This window comes from Serratia sp. DD3, from assembly GCF_000496755.2.
This window is the reverse complement of record NZ_AYKS02000033.1, coordinates 160,863-179,473: the sequence shown is the minus strand read 5'-3', so window position 1 is coordinate 179,473 and position 18,611 is coordinate 160,863. Positions and strand designations below refer to the sequence as shown.

At 48.7% G+C, this 18,611-nt stretch carries 18 protein-coding genes; 14 read left to right on the top strand and 4 right to left on the bottom strand.

Going from position 1 to position 18,611, the window contains the following annotated elements; translation table 11 throughout:
- Positions 1 to 295: 295 nt before the first annotated feature.
- From pgi to IO95_RS05710, 6 genes are all read left to right on the top strand, one after another.
- Positions 296 to 1,942: a glucose-6-phosphate isomerase gene (gene pgi / locus IO95_RS05735; RefSeq protein ID WP_023490213.1), complete on the top strand. Its 1,647-nt coding sequence runs from the start codon at positions 296 to 298 to the stop codon at positions 1,940 to 1,942.
- Between the two features lie 257 nt (positions 1,943 to 2,199).
- On the top strand, positions 2,200 to 2,484 hold the full coding sequence (locus IO95_RS25520; protein WP_023490214.1) for a hypothetical protein: 285 nt from the start codon (positions 2,200 to 2,202) through the stop codon (positions 2,482 to 2,484).
- A gap of 215 nt (positions 2,485 to 2,699) precedes the next feature.
- On the top strand, positions 2,700 to 2,915 hold the full coding sequence (locus tag IO95_RS05725) for a hypothetical protein (protein ID WP_023490215.1): 216 nt from the start codon (positions 2,700 to 2,702) through the stop codon (positions 2,913 to 2,915).
- A gap of 199 nt (positions 2,916 to 3,114) precedes the next feature.
- Positions 3,115 to 3,819, top strand: coding sequence for a YjbF family lipoprotein (locus tag IO95_RS05720; RefSeq protein ID WP_051791117.1), 705 nt, complete (start codon positions 3,115 to 3,117; stop codon positions 3,817 to 3,819).
- Positions 3,803 to 4,558 (top strand): capsule biosynthesis GfcC D2 domain-containing protein, encoded by a 756-nt coding sequence (locus tag IO95_RS05715; RefSeq protein WP_051791115.1) that lies wholly within the window; start codon positions 3,803 to 3,805, stop codon positions 4,556 to 4,558. Before IO95_RS05720 ends, IO95_RS05715 begins: the two co-directional genes overlap by 17 nt.
- Complete coding sequence (locus tag IO95_RS05710) at positions 4,558 to 6,648, top strand: YjbH domain-containing protein (protein ID WP_023491083.1); 2,091 nt, start codon at positions 4,558 to 4,560, stop codon at positions 6,646 to 6,648. Before IO95_RS05715 ends, IO95_RS05710 begins: the two co-directional genes overlap by 1 nt.
- A gap of 598 nt (positions 6,649 to 7,246) precedes the next feature.
- On the opposite strand, the gene malG is transcribed toward IO95_RS05710, so the two are convergent.
- The 3 genes from malG to malE form a co-directional block, all read right to left on the bottom strand.
- On the bottom strand, positions 7,247 to 8,137 hold the full coding sequence (malG, locus tag IO95_RS05705; protein ID WP_023491084.1) for a maltose ABC transporter permease MalG: 891 nt from the start codon (positions 8,135 to 8,137) through the stop codon (positions 7,247 to 7,249).
- Between the two features lie 12 nt (positions 8,138 to 8,149).
- Entirely contained in the window at positions 8,150 to 9,727 is a 1,578-nt protein-coding gene (malF, locus tag IO95_RS05700; protein WP_037384207.1) for a maltose ABC transporter permease MalF, read from the bottom strand.
- 111 nt (positions 9,728 to 9,838) lie between these two features.
- Positions 9,839 to 11,035 carry a maltose/maltodextrin ABC transporter substrate-binding protein MalE gene (malE, locus tag IO95_RS05695; protein ID WP_023491086.1) on the bottom strand — a complete coding sequence of 399 codons (1,197 nt, stop codon included), beginning with the start codon at positions 11,033 to 11,035 and terminating at the stop codon, positions 9,839 to 9,841.
- A gap of 367 nt (positions 11,036 to 11,402) precedes the next feature.
- Here malE and IO95_RS25515 point away from each other — a divergent pair, with 367 nt between their 5' ends.
- From IO95_RS25515 to IO95_RS05670, 6 genes are all read left to right on the top strand, one after another.
- Complete coding sequence (locus IO95_RS25515) at positions 11,403 to 11,567, top strand: hypothetical protein (RefSeq protein WP_023490243.1); 165 nt, start codon at positions 11,403 to 11,405, stop codon at positions 11,565 to 11,567.
- A gap of 3 nt (positions 11,568 to 11,570) precedes the next feature.
- The gene (malK, locus tag IO95_RS05690; protein WP_023490244.1) at positions 11,571 to 12,686 is read left to right on the top strand and encodes a maltose/maltodextrin ABC transporter ATP-binding protein MalK; all 1,116 of its coding nucleotides are present in this window, start codon (positions 11,571 to 11,573) and stop codon (positions 12,684 to 12,686) included.
- Between the two features lie 144 nt (positions 12,687 to 12,830).
- The gene (locus IO95_RS05685) at positions 12,831 to 14,162 is read left to right on the top strand and encodes a maltoporin (protein ID WP_369794333.1); all 1,332 of its coding nucleotides are present in this window, start codon (positions 12,831 to 12,833) and stop codon (positions 14,160 to 14,162) included.
- A 123-nt stretch (positions 14,163 to 14,285) separates the two neighbouring features.
- Positions 14,286 to 15,203, top strand: coding sequence for a maltose operon protein MalM (gene malM, locus IO95_RS05680; RefSeq protein WP_023490513.1), 918 nt, complete (start codon positions 14,286 to 14,288; stop codon positions 15,201 to 15,203).
- Positions 15,204 to 15,433: 230 nt separating this feature from the next.
- On the top strand, positions 15,434 to 15,712 hold the full coding sequence (locus IO95_RS05675; RefSeq protein ID WP_023490514.1) for a type II toxin-antitoxin system Phd/YefM family antitoxin: 279 nt from the start codon (positions 15,434 to 15,436) through the stop codon (positions 15,710 to 15,712).
- Positions 15,709 to 15,999 carry a type II toxin-antitoxin system RelE/ParE family toxin gene (locus tag IO95_RS05670; protein WP_023490515.1) on the top strand — a complete coding sequence of 97 codons (291 nt, stop codon included), beginning with the start codon at positions 15,709 to 15,711 and terminating at the stop codon, positions 15,997 to 15,999. The genes IO95_RS05675 and IO95_RS05670 overlap by 4 nt, the downstream gene beginning before the upstream one ends.
- A gap of 170 nt (positions 16,000 to 16,169) precedes the next feature.
- Here IO95_RS05670 and IO95_RS05665 read toward each other — a convergent pair whose 3' ends face one another.
- On the bottom strand, positions 16,170 to 16,553 hold the full coding sequence (locus tag IO95_RS05665; protein WP_023490516.1) for a hypothetical protein: 384 nt from the start codon (positions 16,551 to 16,553) through the stop codon (positions 16,170 to 16,172).
- A gap of 604 nt (positions 16,554 to 17,157) precedes the next feature.
- Here IO95_RS05665 and ubiC point away from each other — a divergent pair.
- Together ubiC and ubiA are read left to right on the top strand one after the other, a co-directional pair.
- A complete protein-coding gene (ubiC, locus tag IO95_RS05660) occupies positions 17,158 to 17,679 on the top strand; it encodes a chorismate lyase (protein WP_023490517.1) in 522 nt (173 codons plus the stop codon).
- Positions 17,680 to 17,695: 16 nt separating this feature from the next.
- Positions 17,696 to 18,574 (top strand): 4-hydroxybenzoate octaprenyltransferase, encoded by an 879-nt coding sequence (ubiA, locus tag IO95_RS05655; protein ID WP_023490518.1) that lies wholly within the window; start codon positions 17,696 to 17,698, stop codon positions 18,572 to 18,574.
- The last annotated feature ends 37 nt before the right edge of the window (positions 18,575 to 18,611 follow it).

Sequence of the window (18,611 nt, the reverse complement as noted above, 5' to 3'; positions counted from 1 at the left end):
CAAGGCCAAAGCCTTCACCGGGAATAATACTCGGATCAGCCAAATGTCCCTTCAGATAGCTTGGTCCTTCAATGCTTGATGTGGCAACGCCAAAGAACCCAAACCCTACAGTTGAACCAGTAATGCTTTGGTTCCGGTTAGTTCATATATCAAGGAATGTTGCAGAAAGGTAAAAACGTTAGTCATGGGGAATGGAGAGTGGCATTGATCGCAAGAAAAGAGATCATAATCCCTTGGGAACAGGCTACAATCGGTCAATAATTTCCTATTTATTCTCAAGCATAAGAGCGTTGCCATGAAAAATATCAATCCTAGTCAAACCGCTGCCTGGCAAGCCCTGCAGCAACATTTTGAACAAATGAAAGATGTTCAGATCTGCGACCTGTTTGCTCAGGATAGTGAGCGTTTCGCCAAGTTCTCTGCCACCTTCAAGGACCAGATGCTGGTGGATTACTCGAAGAACCGCATCACCGCCGAAACCTTGGAAAAACTGCAGGCACTGGCGCAAGAAACTGACCTGCAAGGGGCGATCAAGTCGATGTTTGCGGGTGAGAAAATCAACCGTACCGAGAATCGTGCCGTGTTGCACATTGCCTTGCGCAACCGTAGCAATACCCCAATTCTGGTGGATGGCAAAGATGTGATGCCAGAAGTGAATGCGGTGCTGGCCAAAATGAAGCAGTTTTGTGCGCGGGTGATTGGCGGTGACTGGAAAGGTTATACCGGTAAGCCGATAACTGATGTGGTTAACATCGGTATTGGTGGGTCGGACCTTGGCCCTTATATGGTCACGGAGGCGCTGCGTCCGTATAAAAACCATCTGAATATGCATTTTGTTTCCAATGTGGATGGCACCCATATTGCCGAAACACTTAAACACCTTGACCCGGCAACCACGCTGTTCCTGGTGGCGTCAAAAACCTTCACCACCCAGGAAACCATGACCAACGCCCATAGTGCGCGTGACTGGTTCCTGAATAGTGCCGGTGATCAGCAGCATGTGGCTAAACACTTTGCGGCGCTGTCCACCAACGGTAAAGCGGTCGCAGAGTTTGGCATTGATACCAATAACATGTTCGAATTTTGGGACTGGGTCGGCGGACGTTATTCTCTATGGTCAGCGATCGGTTTACCTATCGCGTTATCTCTGGGTTTTGACCATTTTGAACAGTTGTTGACGGGTGCCCATGAAATGGACCAACACTTTGCCCAAACCCCCGCAGAGACAAATCTGCCGGTGTTGTTGGCACTGATTGGTATCTGGTACAACAACTTCTTTGGTGCGGAAACCGAAGCGATCCTGCCTTATGACCAGTATATGCACCGTTTTGCGGCCTATTTCCAACAGGGTAATATGGAGTCGAACGGCAAATATGTTGACCGTAACGGTAACCCGGTCAGCTACCAGACTGGCCCGATTATTTGGGGTGAGCCTGGCACCAATGGTCAGCATGCTTTCTACCAGTTGATCCATCAGGGCACCAAACTGGTTCCTTGTGACTTTATCGCTCCGGCCATCAGCCATAATCCATTAAGTGATCACCACGCTAAATTGTTGTCTAACTTCTTTGCTCAAACCGAAGCACTGGCGTTTGGTAAGTCTCTGGAAGTGGTTGAGGCAGAATTTGCCGCTCAGGGTAAAACGCCGGAAGAGGTCAAGCATGTTGCACCATTCAAGGTCTTTGAAGGTAATCGCCCCACCAACTCCCTGCTGCTGCGTGAGATCACGCCATTCAGCCTGGGTAGTCTGATTGCTTTATATGAGCACAAGATCTTCACCCAAGGCATCATCCTCAACATCTTTACCTTTGACCAATGGGGTGTGGAGTTGGGTAAACAACTGGCTAATCGTATTCTGCCTGAACTGGCCGGGAACGAAGCGGTTGTCAGCCACGATAGTTCCACCAATGGCCTGATCAACCGTTTTAAAGCGTGGCGTTGATCATGATGTAGCCCCAGGTTCAATGAAGTTGCAGTAACAGCGCTTTTACAGGTCTGCAGAGTGAGCCTCAGGGAAGAGGCCACTACCTGTAGCCAATGGTGCTACAACTTAATTGGTGACGAGTCTATGACTCCGTGCGAAAAAGTAACCTATATGCATAGGTATTTACACAAGTTGTACGTATTTTGCTGTACGACGGACAGCATAAAAGGGGGGGGCAAGTCGCGCGCGGCCTGGCCACGAGGTTGATTGGCCTAGTGTCAATCAGGGGGAAGCAGGGGTTTCTGTTTGTCGGTGAAGCGCAGCTTGCTCAGCAACGAAAATCGGAAGCGCACACGACGGCCGAGCTGCCAAAGGCGCGGCTGGCTGGGTTATACCTGTTTATGCAAATGCAGGAGGTGATGAGCACCTACACGGCGGATGAGCTCAAAGAGCTAACCTGGATTTTTAGCCTGTTTTTTGACCAATCCGTGTGGGTGCCTATGCTTATTAGCCCTATCTTGGTAGAAAAAATATTCTCAATTACTCTACTTTTTTCTTGATTTCCTGGCGATATTTGATTTTATTGTCTATTTTTCTATAGAAAACTTGCGTCTATCAGCTATACGCTTTTCCTTTTAAGCTGTAGGATATTAATTGTGCGATTCATTGATGAGTTTTTACTTCGTCATGATTGTTACAAGTTCTAAGGGATACTGTAAGTTTAAGAAAGTGTTGTTTAATCACTTGATTTATTACTTACTATAAGAGGTTATTTATGAAAAAGATTTTCTGTTCGGCATTAGTCGCACTTACTTTGCTCGGGGCTTCTAATTCTTGGGGGGCTCCTTTTATTATCCTCGGGGCAAAGGGTAAGGCGGTTGCTGTTGGGACCGGTGTGGTTGCCGTCGTGGTAGCAGCTGAGCTAGTTGCATTGCATGACGATGATGACAATGAGGGTTCGTCTACTTCTACTACTACCAGAACTCAATAAATCGTAAAAGAATAACCGCCTATCGCCACAGTGCCTGTTGTGGCAGATAGTCAGTTGAGTCCCAGGGGTTGGTTAATATCATGGTTTGCTTGGAGTAATCTTCAGAGAGTGATTTCAATTTTTCTGATGGTACTTTTTTAAAGAGCAGCCCCTAAAATCAGTCAATATATCTGCCGGTGCTTCGGGTACCAGTGGAATAGTGCGGTTATTCTTTTTTTATCTACGTGCTGAGATTGCTCAATTGCGCTATTTATCTTTTTTAATCATACCCCTATTCCTATCCCTTCAGGGCTGTTCGTCAGCTCAAAAAGACGTTAATGATACTATTTATCATTTATTGTTTGAGTCGTCAGATGTTGAATTAACTGACCAAGAAATTCAAAACCTCACCACCCCCAGTGCTTATGTCCGTATTGATAATGAACTCCAGATTGTGATGGTACTAGGAGCGTTCGAAAACGGTGAAGAGAAATGGGTGAGTCAGGATCGTACACTGATGGTGTTAAGGCACGGGCGGGTGGTGAAAACGCTAGGGTGGAAGGATAATTTACTCAGCGTGTCAAATTTGGATCTGGACCCTTTGGCTGACCCACAGCGATTGGTGGATGGTGCTCGCTGGTCATATCTGCTCACTTGGACTGAAGAAAATCAGGTTCGTTCTGGTCATGCTGAGTCCATATTTCATCGATTAGAAGATAAACCTCTTGTCATTGGCGGTAAGCGCCAGCATTACCATTTCATTGAAGAAACGGTACGTATTGATGATTTGGGGAAAAGTTGGGTGAACCGTTTTTGGCTGGATCCGCAAACGGGCATGGTTGTGAAATCAGAGCAGTTTATGGGTGCGGATTATTTCCCGATTGAAATTACAATACTGAAGCAGAGGCATGATGAAAAAATTTAATCTGCTTTTGGGGATTATGATCCTCTTGTTGAACTCTGCTTATGCAGAAAGTCGGATAACCATTTTTTATCCTGACAAGGAGTCTGTGATTCTCAAAAATGTGCTCACGCTAGATGGCTTGGTGGTCGATAACCCAGCACTGAAAGGTAACATTTGGTGGCCAGGAGCAGTGATCGCAGAACAAAATGCGACTCAACGGCAACAACAAAAACAACAACAACTGTTGGCTCGTTTGGCGGCTCTGAGCTCAGTTCTGCGGCAGAGGAATGATACTTCCTTAGCGGCAACAGTGGACAGTGTGCGTTCACAACTTGCTGAGCTTAGTGTTGTTGGCCGCCAGTTGGTTCCACTCGATCCTGATGTGATTCGGCTTAATCCAGAGTTTGATCGCCGCTTGTCGGGAGACTATCAGCTTTACATTGTCGCAGAGCCACACAAAGTAAGGTTATTCGGCGCATTGGCTCCGCATGGTAAACGTGATTTTTTACCAGGAAAGGATGTCAGTGAGTATTTGGCAGGTTTTCAGCTTCTTGACGGCGCTGAACGTAATATCGCCTGGATTATCACTCCTCAGGGTGAGGTGCAGTCTGTCCCCATTGCGTACTGGAACCAGCGACATCATGAATTGACGCCAGGCAGTCTGTTATTTTTAGGGATTGCTGTTTCCGCATTGCCTGACGATTTTACAGACATCAACGAACAAGTCATTTCGTTATTGACGCACCGGATCCCAGACTGATGAAAAAACGTTACTTACTTAGCTTGGTTGCGCTCTCTGTCACGAACGTGTGTCAGGCGGCTTCATATCCAGCCCCTTTGGGGCCCTCTCAGACGGATTTCGGTGGTGCTGGTTTGTTGCAAACCCCAACTGCGCGCATGGCAAAAGAGGGGGAATTCAGTTTTAACTACCGTGATAATGACCAATACCGCTTTTATTCGATTTCCATTCAACCGATGCCTTGGTTAGAAACCACCCTTCGTTACACCGATGTACGTACACGCAAATACAGTAATGATCCTTCGTTCAGTGGCGACCAAACCTATAAAGACAAGTCTTTTGATGTGAAATTACGTTTATGGGAAGAGGGATATTGGTTACCCGAGGTGGCTGTTGGCGTACGTGATATTGGGGGCACCGGGTTGTTTGATGGTGAATACCTAGTAGGTAGTAAAGGCTGGGGACCGCTGGATTTTACTTTGGGTATGGGATGGGGCTATTTGGGTAACAGTGGTAATGTCCGTAATCCCTTCTGTGATGCTAGCGACCGTTTTTGTACGCGTAACGATGTGCATACGACGAATGGGGGAACAGTCGACCTCGGTGAGTCTTTCCGCGGGCCTGCTGCGATTTTTGGCGGTGTGGAATATCAAACCCCTTGGCAACCACTGCGCCTAAAGTTGGAATATGAAGGCAACGATTATCAGGGCGATTTTGCCGGTAGGCTCAGACAGGACAGTAAATTCAATTTTGGCGCAGTTTATCGCATTACAGACTGGGCTGATGTGAATATCAGTTACGAACGTGGTAATACCTTTATGGCTGGGTTTACCTTACGTACTAACTTTAATGAATTAAAACCTACGCACCTTGATCAGCCAAAACCAGACTATCAACCTCAACCTCAAGGCAGGGAGTTGCAACTGGATGTGGTGTCGAACCAGTTAACTGAACTTGAAGATAATGCCGGTTTTTCATCACCGAATATTCAGTTAAAAGACCATACGCTGTATATGACAGGGACGCAGTCCAAATATCGTTACAGCGAAGATGGGGTTGAGCGCGCCAATATTATTCTGATGAATCACCTGCCAGAAGGTGTTGATACGCTGGCGGTGACTGAGACCCGGTATAATTTACCCCAAGTAACAACTAAGACAGATGTGAACAGTTTACGTGCACAGTTGGAAGGTTATCCACTGGGGTACGAACAAACCTTGCAACAAAAACGTATTGAGCCGTTAGTACCGGAAAATACTGAGCAAGGCTATCGTATTGATGACGAAAGGCTAAGTTTTGGTCTTTCTCCGACGTTAACTCAATCGATAGGCGGTGCAGAATCATTCTATCTGTACCAGATTGGGGTGACGGGTAGTGCCAGTTGGTGGGCGACAGACCATCTATTAACCAGTGGCAGCGTGTTTGCTAACTTGGCGAACAACTACGGCAGATTCAACTACACGGAACCGCCTTCTGATTCCCTACTACCGCGAGTTCGTACTCATATTCGCGAGTACGTTCAAAACGATGTGTACCTTAACGATCTCCAAGCCAATTATTTCCAATTCTTTGGGGAGGGGGTCTATGGTCAGGTTTATGGCGGCTATTTGGAAAGTATGTTCGGCGGTGTCGGTGCGGAAATATTATATCGTCCACTTGATACGGATTGGGCCGTAGGGGTTAATGCCAACTGGGTGAAACAGCGTGATTGGGACGATATGATGAGTTTCACTGATTATGATGTTGTTACTGGGCATGTCACCGGTTACTGGAAACCTCCTTTTGCAGATGATGTATTGGTGTCGGTGAGTGTGGGCCAGTATCTGGCGAAAGATAAAGGTGTCACCCTCGATCTGGCTAAACGTTTTGATAGCGGTATTGTGGCTGGCGTTTATGCAACGTTCACTGACGCCACACGGGAAGAATATGGTGAAGGTTCATTTACCAAGGGCTTCTACATTTCTGTTCCGTTGGAGTTGATGACGACATCACCTTCCCGCAACCGTGCAAAGGTTGGGTGGACTCCGCTTACTCGCGATGGTGGGCAGATGTTGAATCGGAAATATTCATTGTATGGTCTGACATCCGATCGGGATGTTCGCTTCCGCTAACTACGGTTTACTTGCCAAACTGGGGGATTGTTTAATCCCCCAATCTCTATGCTTGTCACTAATGAACTTGAGCATTTACCCGTGACCCTTTAAAGGCATCAGATAACCCCTGTCTATGCTCAGCACACACTTTAGCTCCTCCCTTGGTAAGGAGGCAGAGAGGTGGGGGAACAGTGCAATACGCTTTCCCTAATAATAGGCGTGGTCCTGCAACTTCATTGAGCTTGGGTACAATGCGATGAGGATGAGTGTGCATACTCGGGTATTTCAGCCTCAACAAGTGTTTTAGGCAACTTGAATTATTGGGGGGAGTTCAGTTTGAAATGGTTAACATAAAAATGGCGGCCCAGCGCTGGCCGCCCAAGACACAGGTATGGATCAGATATACCCGCCATACTTCAAATTGCTTAGCTGCTGGCTACATCCGCTCGTACCAGTCACATAAAAGATGATGTGACTGAGGACTTTCGTCTTTGCCACCCACAAGCTACAAGCAAATCGAATTACTTTTGGTATAACCGCAAAGTACAACAAACGAATTACAGTAGACACAAAACACAATAACTATCAGGCTTGGCTTAGCCAAGCCCGTCAGTTATTACCCTTTCACCCCTCCAGCCGTCAGGCCACCCACCAACCAGCGCTGAGCTAACAGGAATACCGCAGTAATAGGAATGGCTGATAACACCGCCGCCGCCGCGAAGTCGCCCCACAGGTAGTTTTGTGGGTTCAGATATTGCTGCATACCTACCGCCAGGGTGTAACTGTCCACATCACGCAACAGTAACGAGGCAACCGGCACTTCAGTTATCGCCGCGATAAACGACAGAATAAACACCACCGCCAGAATCGGCACCGAAAGCGGTAGCAACACTAAGCGAAACGCTTGCCACGGTGTGGCGCCATCCAATGAGGCAGCCTCTTCCAATGAACCATCAATGGTTTCGAAGTAGCCTTTAATGGTCCAAACGTGGAGTGCAATACCCCCCATATAAGCAAAAATCACCCCGCCATGGGTATTGAGGCCGATAAAAGGCAGATATTGCCCCAAGCGATCAAACAGAGCATATAACGCCACCAGCGACAGAACTGCCGGGAACATCTGAAAAATGAGCATACTTTTTAGCAGCGTACTCTTACCGCGAAAACGCATACGAGCAAAGGCATAGGCGCAGGTTGTCGAGAGCGACACAATACCTATGGCGGTAATGACGGCGATTTTCACCGAGTTCCATAGCCACAGCAGCACCGGGAACGGCGGTGGGGTGACGCTGCCATCGGCCTGGGTGACACTCATGCCCAATGCCAGCCGCCAGTGATCCCAAGAGATTTGATCCGGGATCAGGCTGCCCGTTGCATAGTTACCAGAGCGTAGTGATATCGCTATCACCATCAGCAACGGGAACATGATCAAAGCAATAAAACTTAACATCAGAAGATGGGTGATCCACAGGCGTACACGCTGGGATTTGGGTTGTACCATGGCCATGATTATTCTCCCTTAGTCAAAGTTCATTTTGCTGGCTTTCAAGTTCAGCAGCGCCAGAGCACCCACTAACAGGAAGATCAGTGTGGCGATGGCTGCCGCCAGACCGAAGTCCTGTCCTCCTCCCCCTTCAAATGCGATACGGTAGGTGTAACTTACCAGCAGGTCGGTATAACCAGCAGGTGTTGTGGTGCCGATCATATCTGGCCCGCCACGAGTCAACAGTTGTATCAGTACAAAGTTATTAAAGTTGAAGGCAAAACTAGCAATCATCAGTGGTGTCAATGGCTTGATCAACAATGGCAGGGTGATGCGGAAAAAGTTCTGCATGGGAGTGGCACCATCCATCGCCGAGGCCTCGTAGAGGTCATCGGGGATCGCTTTTAATAACCCCATACATAAGATCATCATATAGGGGTAACCCAGCCAGGTATTGACGATCAGAATCATGCTTTTAGCGGTAAAGGGATCGGTAAACCAGGAAGGTTTGATGCCAAACAGTGCATTGAGCATCAAGTTGATTTCACCGAAGCTCTGGTTAAACAACCCCTTAAAAATCAAAATAGAAATAAATGAGGGTACCGCATAGGGCAGGATCAGTAATACTCGATAGGCAGCTTTGCCTTTCAGCGCTTCCCACTGCACCACGCAGGCTAACACCATGCCAACAGCAACGGTAAAGATGACCGTCATTACCGAGAAAATAATGGTCCAGACAAAGATCGAGACAAACGGTTTCTGGATCCCTTCATCGTTGAGAACGCGTAGGAAATTTTTCCAACCGATGGTGACGGTATAACCAGGGCTGAGGGTGGCACTGGCCCACTGCCCATCGGCGTCGATGGCCTGATAGAAGCCAATTTCCGAGTTAGGTCGATATTGAATCTGGGTTTGATTATCCGTCAGTGTCTCGCCATCTTTGCCCAAGGTATACAGCGGGCTGGTCGCCGAGAACTGGCGTAGCGAACTCATGCGTAATTCGCCACCATCCGGTAGAGAGGCGACAATCTGGCTGAGTGTTTCGCGGTTTTGGGTAATAATGCGTAATGTCGCACGCTCACCTGCGGGTTGCTCGTTTTCTACGGTCAGCTTGAGCGTTTGCGGTTGATTGCCACCGAGAGTGAAGGGGTCGGAAATCAGCCGCTGTTCACTGTCAGGTGCCGTGAGGCGCAGTCGCCACTGTTGATCAGCAGCAGGGTAGAGCTCAAAACCAAAGGTTTTACCGGTTTGGAATTGGCGCTGTAGCAATACCGATTGTGCACGCTCAAAGGTTAACTGGTTGCTACTGCTGTAGTTGGTAAACGCGATGGCGATGGTACAGATGAGCGGGAATAGGACGAACAACCCCATACCAGCGACACCCGGATAGACGTAACGCCAGGCATAGGCTCGGCGATTGGCAAAGACATAGAGCCCAGAACTGATCAATACCAGCGTCAGAATAGCGAATAGGTATTCCCCCTGCGCATACATCAACACAATCAGATAACAGGTCAGTAGACTGAACAGGCCAACAAATAGCCATTTCAGACTTTCACTCTGCCACCACTTCGATTTTTTTCGCGCGGGCGAGCCAGCGTGAGCGAATTGCATAGGGCGTTCCTTGTCAGGGAGATGACTAGATAACTAGATAACGACGGGGCACCGCTGGCACCCCACACAGCAAGGCAACGGCGGGCACCATGGCCCGCGGCTGCCAGAGTCTTACTTGATGATACGGGTGCGAGCGTCTTCCAGTGCGGCTTTCACTGTCTGGCGCCCAGTAATGGCGTTGATAACGGCGCTACGCATCGCATACCAGAAGGTGCTCATCTGTGGGATGTTTGGCATGATTTCGCCGTTTTGCGCGTTCTGCATGGTTGCTGCGATCCTTGGGTCTTTTGCTAATTGCTCCTGGAAGGATTTCAGTGCTACAGCACCCAGCGGTTTGTCTTTGTTAACATTAGCCAGACCTTCATCGGTCAACAGATAGTTTTCCAAAAACTCGGTAGCCAACTCTTTGTTTGGACTAGCGCTGTTAATACCTGCGGTCAGCACACCGGTGAATGGCTTAGATGGCTTACCTTGGAAGCTTGGTAACAGAGTGACGCCATAATTGATTTTACTCTGCTCAATGTTGTTCCAGGCCCAAGGTCCATTAATGGTCATGGCGGTCTGGCCTTTGTTGAAGGCGGCTTCGGCGATGGAGTAATCAGTGTCGGCGTTAATGTGCTTATTCTTCACCAGATCGACGATAAACTGCAAACCTGCCTGTGAGCCAGCATTAGCGACGCCCACATCTTTAATATCGAATTTGCCATCGGCAAATTTGAAGGCATAGCCGCCATTGGCAGAGATAATTGGCCAAGTGAAGTAGGGTTCTTGCAGATTCCACATGATGGCGCTCTTGCCTTTGGTGCGTAGCTCTTTGTCCAAGGCCGGGATCTCTTCCCAGGTTTTCGGGGCTTCTTTGACCAGGTCTTTGTTATAGATTAACGACAGCGCTTCAACTGCAATGGGATAACCAATCAGCTTGCCGTTAAAACGAACTGCATCCCAAGTGAATGGATAGATCTTGTCTTGGAAATCTTTGGACGGGTGTACCTCAGCCAATAAACCTGACTGCGCATAGCCACCAAAACGGTCATGAGCCCAGAAGATAATGTCTGGACCGTCACCAGTTGCGGCAACCTGCGGGAATTTCTCTTCCAGTTTGTCCGGGTGCTCAATGGTGACTTTGATGCCGGTATCTTTCTCAAACTTTTTACCTACCTCGGCCAGGCCGTTATAGCCTTTATCGCCGTTGATCCAGATAACCAGTTTGCCTTCTTCGATCTTGGCAAACGCAGAGGCGGAGAGCACCAGAGTGGTTAAGGCCGAAAGGGTCAGTGTACGTAACGTTGTTGTCATGGTTGAGTTCATAGTCCAATCCTTTTGTGAGCAATACGATTGCAATGTGCAATTAAGGAGAGCGGTTTGGTGCTTATAGTGAGACACAATGCGACAACTCCTCATCCTCCCCCCTTCTACGCCCTTGGCTTACGTAGTGTGATCCCGCTAGCAAAGTCGCGGGTTCTGTGGTGACCAGCACAAAAAGTAGCGATGATTTTTGCTACGCAGATCACATAGTGTTCGGGTGTCGTCCACTTAAGTTATACAATGTGTTTTTCTCATCCTCCTATCTCCTCCCCCATGAAAAATTCTGTTACGGATGATTACCCTTTCTTGTTGTTAGCTCACTATCAGCAACATTAATTTTTTCCGTCTAGTGCAGCAGGAAGCTGGATTTATGTCGTTAATGCAGATCGTTACCCACCTCATGTTGTACCGGCACCCAGCGGCTAGTTTCTGTGCCGGAAGGGATGATGCTGTTGGTGATGTACAAGACATGATGGCGGTACTGCCTTTATCTATTACCCATCAGGATCAATGTACTGCGAAAGCAGGGGAGTAACGCATGGCTAGCGTCACACTGCGCAGCGTTTATAAAGCCTTTGGCGAGGCTGTAATTTCCAAAGATGTCAATTTGACGATTAATGACGGTGAGTTTGTCGTGTTTGTTGGGCCATCTGGCTGTGGCAAATCGACCTTGCTACGTATGATCGCCGGGCTTGAAGATATTAGCTCAGGAGACTTGTTTATCGGCGAAAAGCGCATGAACGATGTGCCCCCTGCCGAACGTGGTATCGGCATGGTGTTTCAGTCTTATGCGCTGTACCCCCATCTGTCGGTGGCGGATAACATGTCATTTGGCCTGAAGTTGGCCGGGACCAAGAAAGCGGAAATCACGCAGCGGGTTAATCAGGTTTCCGAAGTGTTGCAATTAGCCCATTTACTGGAGCGTCGTCCAAAGGCTCTTTCTGGCGGACAACGTCAGCGGGTGGCGATTGGCCGAACCTTGGTGGCAGAGCCCGATGTGTTCCTGCTGGATGAACCGCTGTCCAACCTGGATGCCGCATTGCGCGTACAGATGCGCATTGAGATCTCCCGCCTGCATAAACGCCTAGAGCGCACCATGATTTATGTCACCCATGATCAGGTAGAGGCCATGACGCTGGCGGACAAAATTGTGGTGCTGGATGCCGGGCGTGTGGCCCAGATTGGCAAACCACTAGAACTGTATCACTACCCGGCTAACCGCTTTGTTGCGGGCTTTATTGGCTCACCGAAAATGAATTTCCTGCCAGTGAAAGTCACTGCAGTTGAACACAATAACGTGCAGGTTGAACTGCCGATGCCCAATCGTCAACAGGTGTGGATACCCGTTGAATCCGAAGGCGTTGAAGTAGGGGCCAACCTGTCATTAGGCATCCGTCCTGAACATCTGTTACCAAGCTCAGAATCTGCCTGTACCCTGATGGGCGAGGTGCAGGTTGTCGAGCAGTTGGGTAACGAAACCCAGATTCATATTCAAATTCCAGAAATCCGTCAGAACCTGGTGTACCGCCAGAATGACGTCGTATTGGTGGAGGAGGGGGCAACATTTGCAATTGGGTTGCCACTTTATCGCTGCCATCTGTTCCGTGAAGACGGCACTGCGTGTCGACGCCTGTATCAAGAGCTGGGCGTTTAGCCTCGGGGATGTAATCAAGGTCATTCAAATTGCAGGTAGGCGGCAATGGAGTGAAGCCCTGGCAGCATAACTAACGATGTGACTGGGGTGAACGACAACCGCTAATACCGCAGCAGTTTGAATGGCGACGGGGATGGGACACAGATGCCGACAGGCAATAATAACAGGAGAACAATAATGACTACTCTGCGCAAACTTCCTCTGGCACTGGCTGTCGCCACCGGAATTTTATCCACTCAGGCGATGGCGGTGGATTTCCACGGTTACGCACGTTCTGGTATCGGTTGGACCGGTAGTGGTGGTACGCAACAGTGTTTCCAGGCAACTGGTGCACAAAGTAAGTACCGTCTTGGTAACGAATGTGATACCTATGCGGAATTAAAGCTGGGTCAGGAATTGTGGAAAGACGGCGATAAGAGTTTTTATCTGGATTCAAACGTCGCTTATAGCGTTGACCAAGCCAATGATTGGGAAGCCACTAACCCTGCTTTCCGTGAGATCAATGTCCAAGGCAAAAACCTGATTGCCGCACTGCCTGGCGCCAACATTTGGGCCGGTAAGCGTTTTTATCAGCGCCACGATGTCCATATGATCGACTTCTACTACTGGGATATTTCGGGCCCAGGTGCAGGTCTGGAAAATGTTGATCTCGGTTTTGGTAAGTTGTCGTTTGCGGTGACGCGTAATACTGAAGCGGGTGGGTCAGCCGCTTTTGGTAACAGCACCACGCAGTGGTATATCAATGACAGTGGTAACATCGCTTCGCGCCAAGTGGAAAATCGGGCTGATGTATATAACGATGTCTATGATGTGCGTTTGGCGGGGCTGGAGACCAACCCAGGCGGTACCTTGGAGCTTGGTTTTGACTATGGTAATGCCAGCACCCGAGACGGTGTTTACTTGCAACCTGGCGCGTCGAAGAACGGTGTGATGACAACGGCTCAGCATACACAGAGTATGTTCGGTGGCTTTAACAAGTTTGTGGTGCAATACGCCACAGACTCGATGACTTCATGGAATACCGGCCACAGCCAAGGTGGCAATGTCAATAACGACGGCCATATGCTGCGCGTGTTGAACCATGGTGCCGTTAAGATGGGTGAAGATTGGGAAATGATGTATGTGGCCATGTACCAGAACATTAATCTGGACAACAACAATGGCACGACATGGTATAGCGTCGGTGTACGTCCGATGTACAAATGGACCCCAATCATGAGTACCTTGTTTGAAGCGGGCTATGACAACGTTAAGTCGCAGAGAACAGATGATCGCAATGGTCAGTATAAGTTGACCTTAGCCCAACAGTGGCAGGCCGGTGACAGCATTTGGTCGCGTCCCGCATTGCGCGTATTTGCGACCTATGCCAACTGGAATGAGAAGTGGGGCTATGACAAGGGCGTAGCCACTTATGATGGCGGCCGTGGCACAGATAATGAAGTCACCTTTGGTGCGCAATTCGAAGCCTGGTGGTAATCGGTTAAACAGCCGCCCTGAAGGGCGGCTGTCTCCAGTGTCATTAAGTCTGTTTAGCTGATATGGCTATTCTTGCCAGTTGCCTGTCAGCTTCTTTGTCTCTTTTTTGAAAGGGCCATAATAATGAAAAAGAAGATACTCGCTTTTTATCTGTCACTGTTTTTCAGTTCTACTTTTCCAGTTGTGACACAAGCTGCCGTGTTTAATGCATCGGCTGATGTGTCTGTTGCTCCTGCTATTTCCCAAGATGCTTTGCAAAAGTTACCTTGGCATCCGATTGTGCCGCCCGCGAGTGAAACTTTTAAGATTACTGCTGCAAACCCACAGATTAACCAAGGGGATATACAAGGTTCGGTGGCTGCATTTACATTGCCTGCTGACCGTGGTTCTCTTGAGATTACGCTGAGTAGTTTGGTTAATGATCGCAGCGTTTTTGCACCTAGCGTTTTGGTCTTGGATGAGCAAATGCGCCCTGCGGCTTTTTATCCCAGCAGTTATTTTCCGTATGAACGTGCTGGTGTGATGTCGGGCGACCGCTTGGAGGGTACCATCAAGTTGACCCCTTCTTTGGGGCAGAAGCAAATTTACCTGTTGGTATACACCACTCGTCAGGATTTAGCCGCCACCACAAAGCTTCTTGATCCAGCCAAGGCTTATGCCATGGGGGTAGGTAATGCGGTGCCTGATATTCCAGACCCAATTGCTCAACATGGCACCACTGGAGAACTGCATCTGAAGGTCCGCTCTGAGCAAAATATGGGGAGCGTCATGATCGGGCTGCCGGTGACCAGTTCTAACGCCCCTGCACCCGTGGTTGTGGGTTCTAATACCCCAACGGCTGCCACCACATCGGCCCCGGTAACCAAAGCACCCGCAGAGCCAGTGCTTAGCGATACCGAAGCCTATTTCAATAATGGTATCAAACAGGCAGTTAAGGCAGGGGATATAGATAAGGCACTGAAACTGATGAATGAAGCCGAAAAATTAGGCTCAACCACAGCACGTAAAACGTTTATCAGTAGTGTGAAAGGCAAGGGGTAATACCCGACACTGCCGATGTTGGCTTGATGATTGGTGTGCCCTGGCACACCTTTTTTCGTTATTACTCCCCGGATTTCTTATCATCCTGTTGCGGCGCTTTTCCCTGACAATTTTCCGCTGACATTTTCCCGCTGATAATGGGGGTTCGTTGGTGCTCCTTCTCTGCATAGTCTAATATGGGTATAAATCGGTATGATTCGTACCATTAAAGTCAATATTCGGGGTGATATATGCACAGTTTTACCGCCAGTGAAGCCAAGATACAGTTTGGGGAGGTCATCAGCAAAGCCCTACGCGAACCGGTCTGCATTACCAAGAATGGTCGCCCGAAGGTGGTGGTGATGTCCTATGAAGACTTTAATGCGATTGAGAAACTGAAGCTGAATAACCTGAAAATTGTCCTGGCCAACTCTATCGCCCAAGCGGAGAACGGCCAATTACACGACATTGATGACGTATTCAGTGACCTGACAACCGATGAACTGAATCAGGCGGAGGGACAGGGATGACGGTCAGGTTTACCACCGACGCCAAGGTTCAGTTTCGTAAAATCCGCGCCTATTCACAGCATCAATGGGGAAAAGAAGTTGCCGACCTGTATGCACGGTCTATTCGCGCTATCTTGACGCAAACGCTTGACCGCCATCCTTCTCCGGGTTTTGCTCGCGAGGAACTGGGGCCAGGAATTAAGAGCTTCCCCTGTGAAAGTCATATGCTTCACTATCGTGAAACGTCATACGGCATAGAAGTTATCGGTGTACTCCATCAGGCACAAGATCCGGTTCATCATCTGTAATTAACAGTTGGGTTCGTATTGATGCCATTTTCGACTTATATTAAGTGCCACTGACAATCCCTCAGATCCTGCTATCTACCCTCTATTGCCAAACTGACACCGCTGCACAGAAGCCAATGCGTCAGAGCTGCTGGGCTCACGCCAAAGGCATGCTACGTTCTTCGCAAGCTTCAACCTAGCGGTGAGGTGGGTAGGGGAACGATGTCCTGATTGTTGTTACCTATCCAATAGACGCCTTCTTTTGCCCAGAATGGACCTTCGACAAAGTCGAGCAGGTTGGAATACTCTTCGTAGAGCAGCTTGCCGTTGCGGTCATAAACCCGCATGTAGCCGGAGTAATGCCCGCCATCGCCAGGCATGGTGAAGCGCGGAATAAACTCGAAGATTTTATAATTGCGCACCACATACTGCTGGTTGGGGCTCCACTCTTCGTATCGCAGTGTCCCTTGCCTCCACCACTGGTAACAGCCAGCAATGATTATCACCAGAATCGCTAGCACCACCCAGCGCTTACGCTTGCGCACCAGAGCTTCTTGGCTTTTCATTTTTGGCATTTGTGCTCTTTCCTTATTGGTGAGATCTTTTTTTAATGCATTGATAGTAATAAAAAATAAAATTTCGCTGTGGTTGTGACGCAGATTTTTCTGAGGAAAAAGGCCACTCAAGACCACGACATCTATGAAGATTACCACGCTGAACGATACGCTAAAAGCCCTGCCTTAATTTTTTATATTACTGAATTTTATAATAATTTTAAATTTATTCAACGGTGACTAACGTGCAATCTGTCCATAGGTTTTTTGCCATTGTTCGAACACTCAGCGATCAGCAGCAGGATGCCATTTCGCGTACTTTCACCCAAACAATGTAATGCCAGGGGGATGGTAGGCTGCTGTGTCTGCCATCCTTTTCCCCTACCGATTTTCACCTCCCCGACAACAGGCCATTGCGACGAGGCACTCTCTTGGTGATATCTCACATTGAAAGTAGGCAAGTGATACCGTGCCTCAGGCGAATCGGCCTGTTGATTTCAAATTTCTGCGTTACAATGGCAACTTATGCCTGAATTCCTGTCACTTGAATAACGACGGGAATATTAGCGATACTTATCATCTAAAGCGCTGCCACCTAATGTAGTTTCTGGCATGGAGTATAATCATGTTTGGCACAAGGGACTCTATCTTGCCGGCGATTGAGTGGCTGCCTGAGTCCTCTTCAATACCTGCCGCGGTTGATGACTGGTTGATGGAGTTAGGGTCCATGACACGCCGTTTTGAACGTCACTGCACGCGTGTGCAGGTTGAACCTCAGCGTGAATGTTTTGTCACTGCTGACCAATTGGCGGAAGAGAAAACACATTTACCCTGCAGTGAGCGTTACTGGTTACGTGAAATCCTATTGTTGGGTGACAACCAGCCCTGGCTGCTGGGCCGAACGCTGATCCCGCAAGAGACTCTGACTGGGCCGGATCAGGCTTTGGTTGATTTGGGGACGTTGCCACTGGGGCGTTATCTGTTCAACAGCCCTAACCTGACCCGTGATTATATCCATATTGGGCAGTATCAGGACCTGTGGGCTCGGCGTTCCCGTCTGTGTTTGGCGGGAAAACCGTTGCTGCTGACGGAGCTTTTTTTACCCGCATCACCATTGTATGCAGTGGAACAGGGTGCACCAGCATAATAAGGGGAGATGAGTGTTGGAAGTGAGTGTGATTCAAAACAAATGGCAGGCTTATTGCCATCTGATGCGCATCGATAAACCTATCGGCGCGTTATTACTGTTGTGGCCTACGCTTTGGGCGCTGTGGCTGGCTGGGGAGGGTGTTCCTCAATGGCCGATATTGCTGGTTTTTGTCTCTGGTGTCTTTTTGATGCGTGCTGCTGGTTGTGTGGTGAATGATTATGCGGATCGTGCGTTTGATGGCCATGTGAAACGTACCGCAGGGCGTCCGCTGCCCAGTGGGCGAGTCAGTGAAAAGGAGGCCAAAATTCTGTTTGTCTCCCTGGTGTTGGTCTCTTTTTTGCTGGTACTGACACTCAATGCCATGACCATCTGGTTGTCGCTGGCCGCGTTGGCTTTGGCTTGGATTTACCCATTTATGAAGCGGGTGACCAGTTTACCGCAAGTGGTGCTCGGTGCGGCGTTTGGCTGGTCAATTCCGATGGCCTATGCGGCAGTGAGCGAAGCGTTGCCATTGGTCTGCTGGTTGCTGTTTTTGGCCAATATTTGCTGGACGGTGGCTTACGATACCTTGTATGCCATGGTTGATCGGGATGATGATTTAAAAATAGGTATCAAATCCACGGCAATACTGTTTGGTCGCCATGACAAGTTGATTATTGGTCTGTTGCAGTTCGCCACGCTGTTACTGATGCTGTGGGTCGGTTATTTGATGCAGTTGAGCGGGGTGTTTTACTGGTCGCTGTTATTGGCCGGGGTGCTATTTATTTATCAACAACAACAGATAGCTAACCGTAACCGCGAGGCGTGCTTCCGGGCATTTATGAATAACAATTATGTTGGTTTGGTGTTGTTTATCGGAATTGTGTTCAATTATATCGGTGTCGTGGTTTAATAAATTTGCCCACCTGATGCAGGCAGAAAGGCATCCA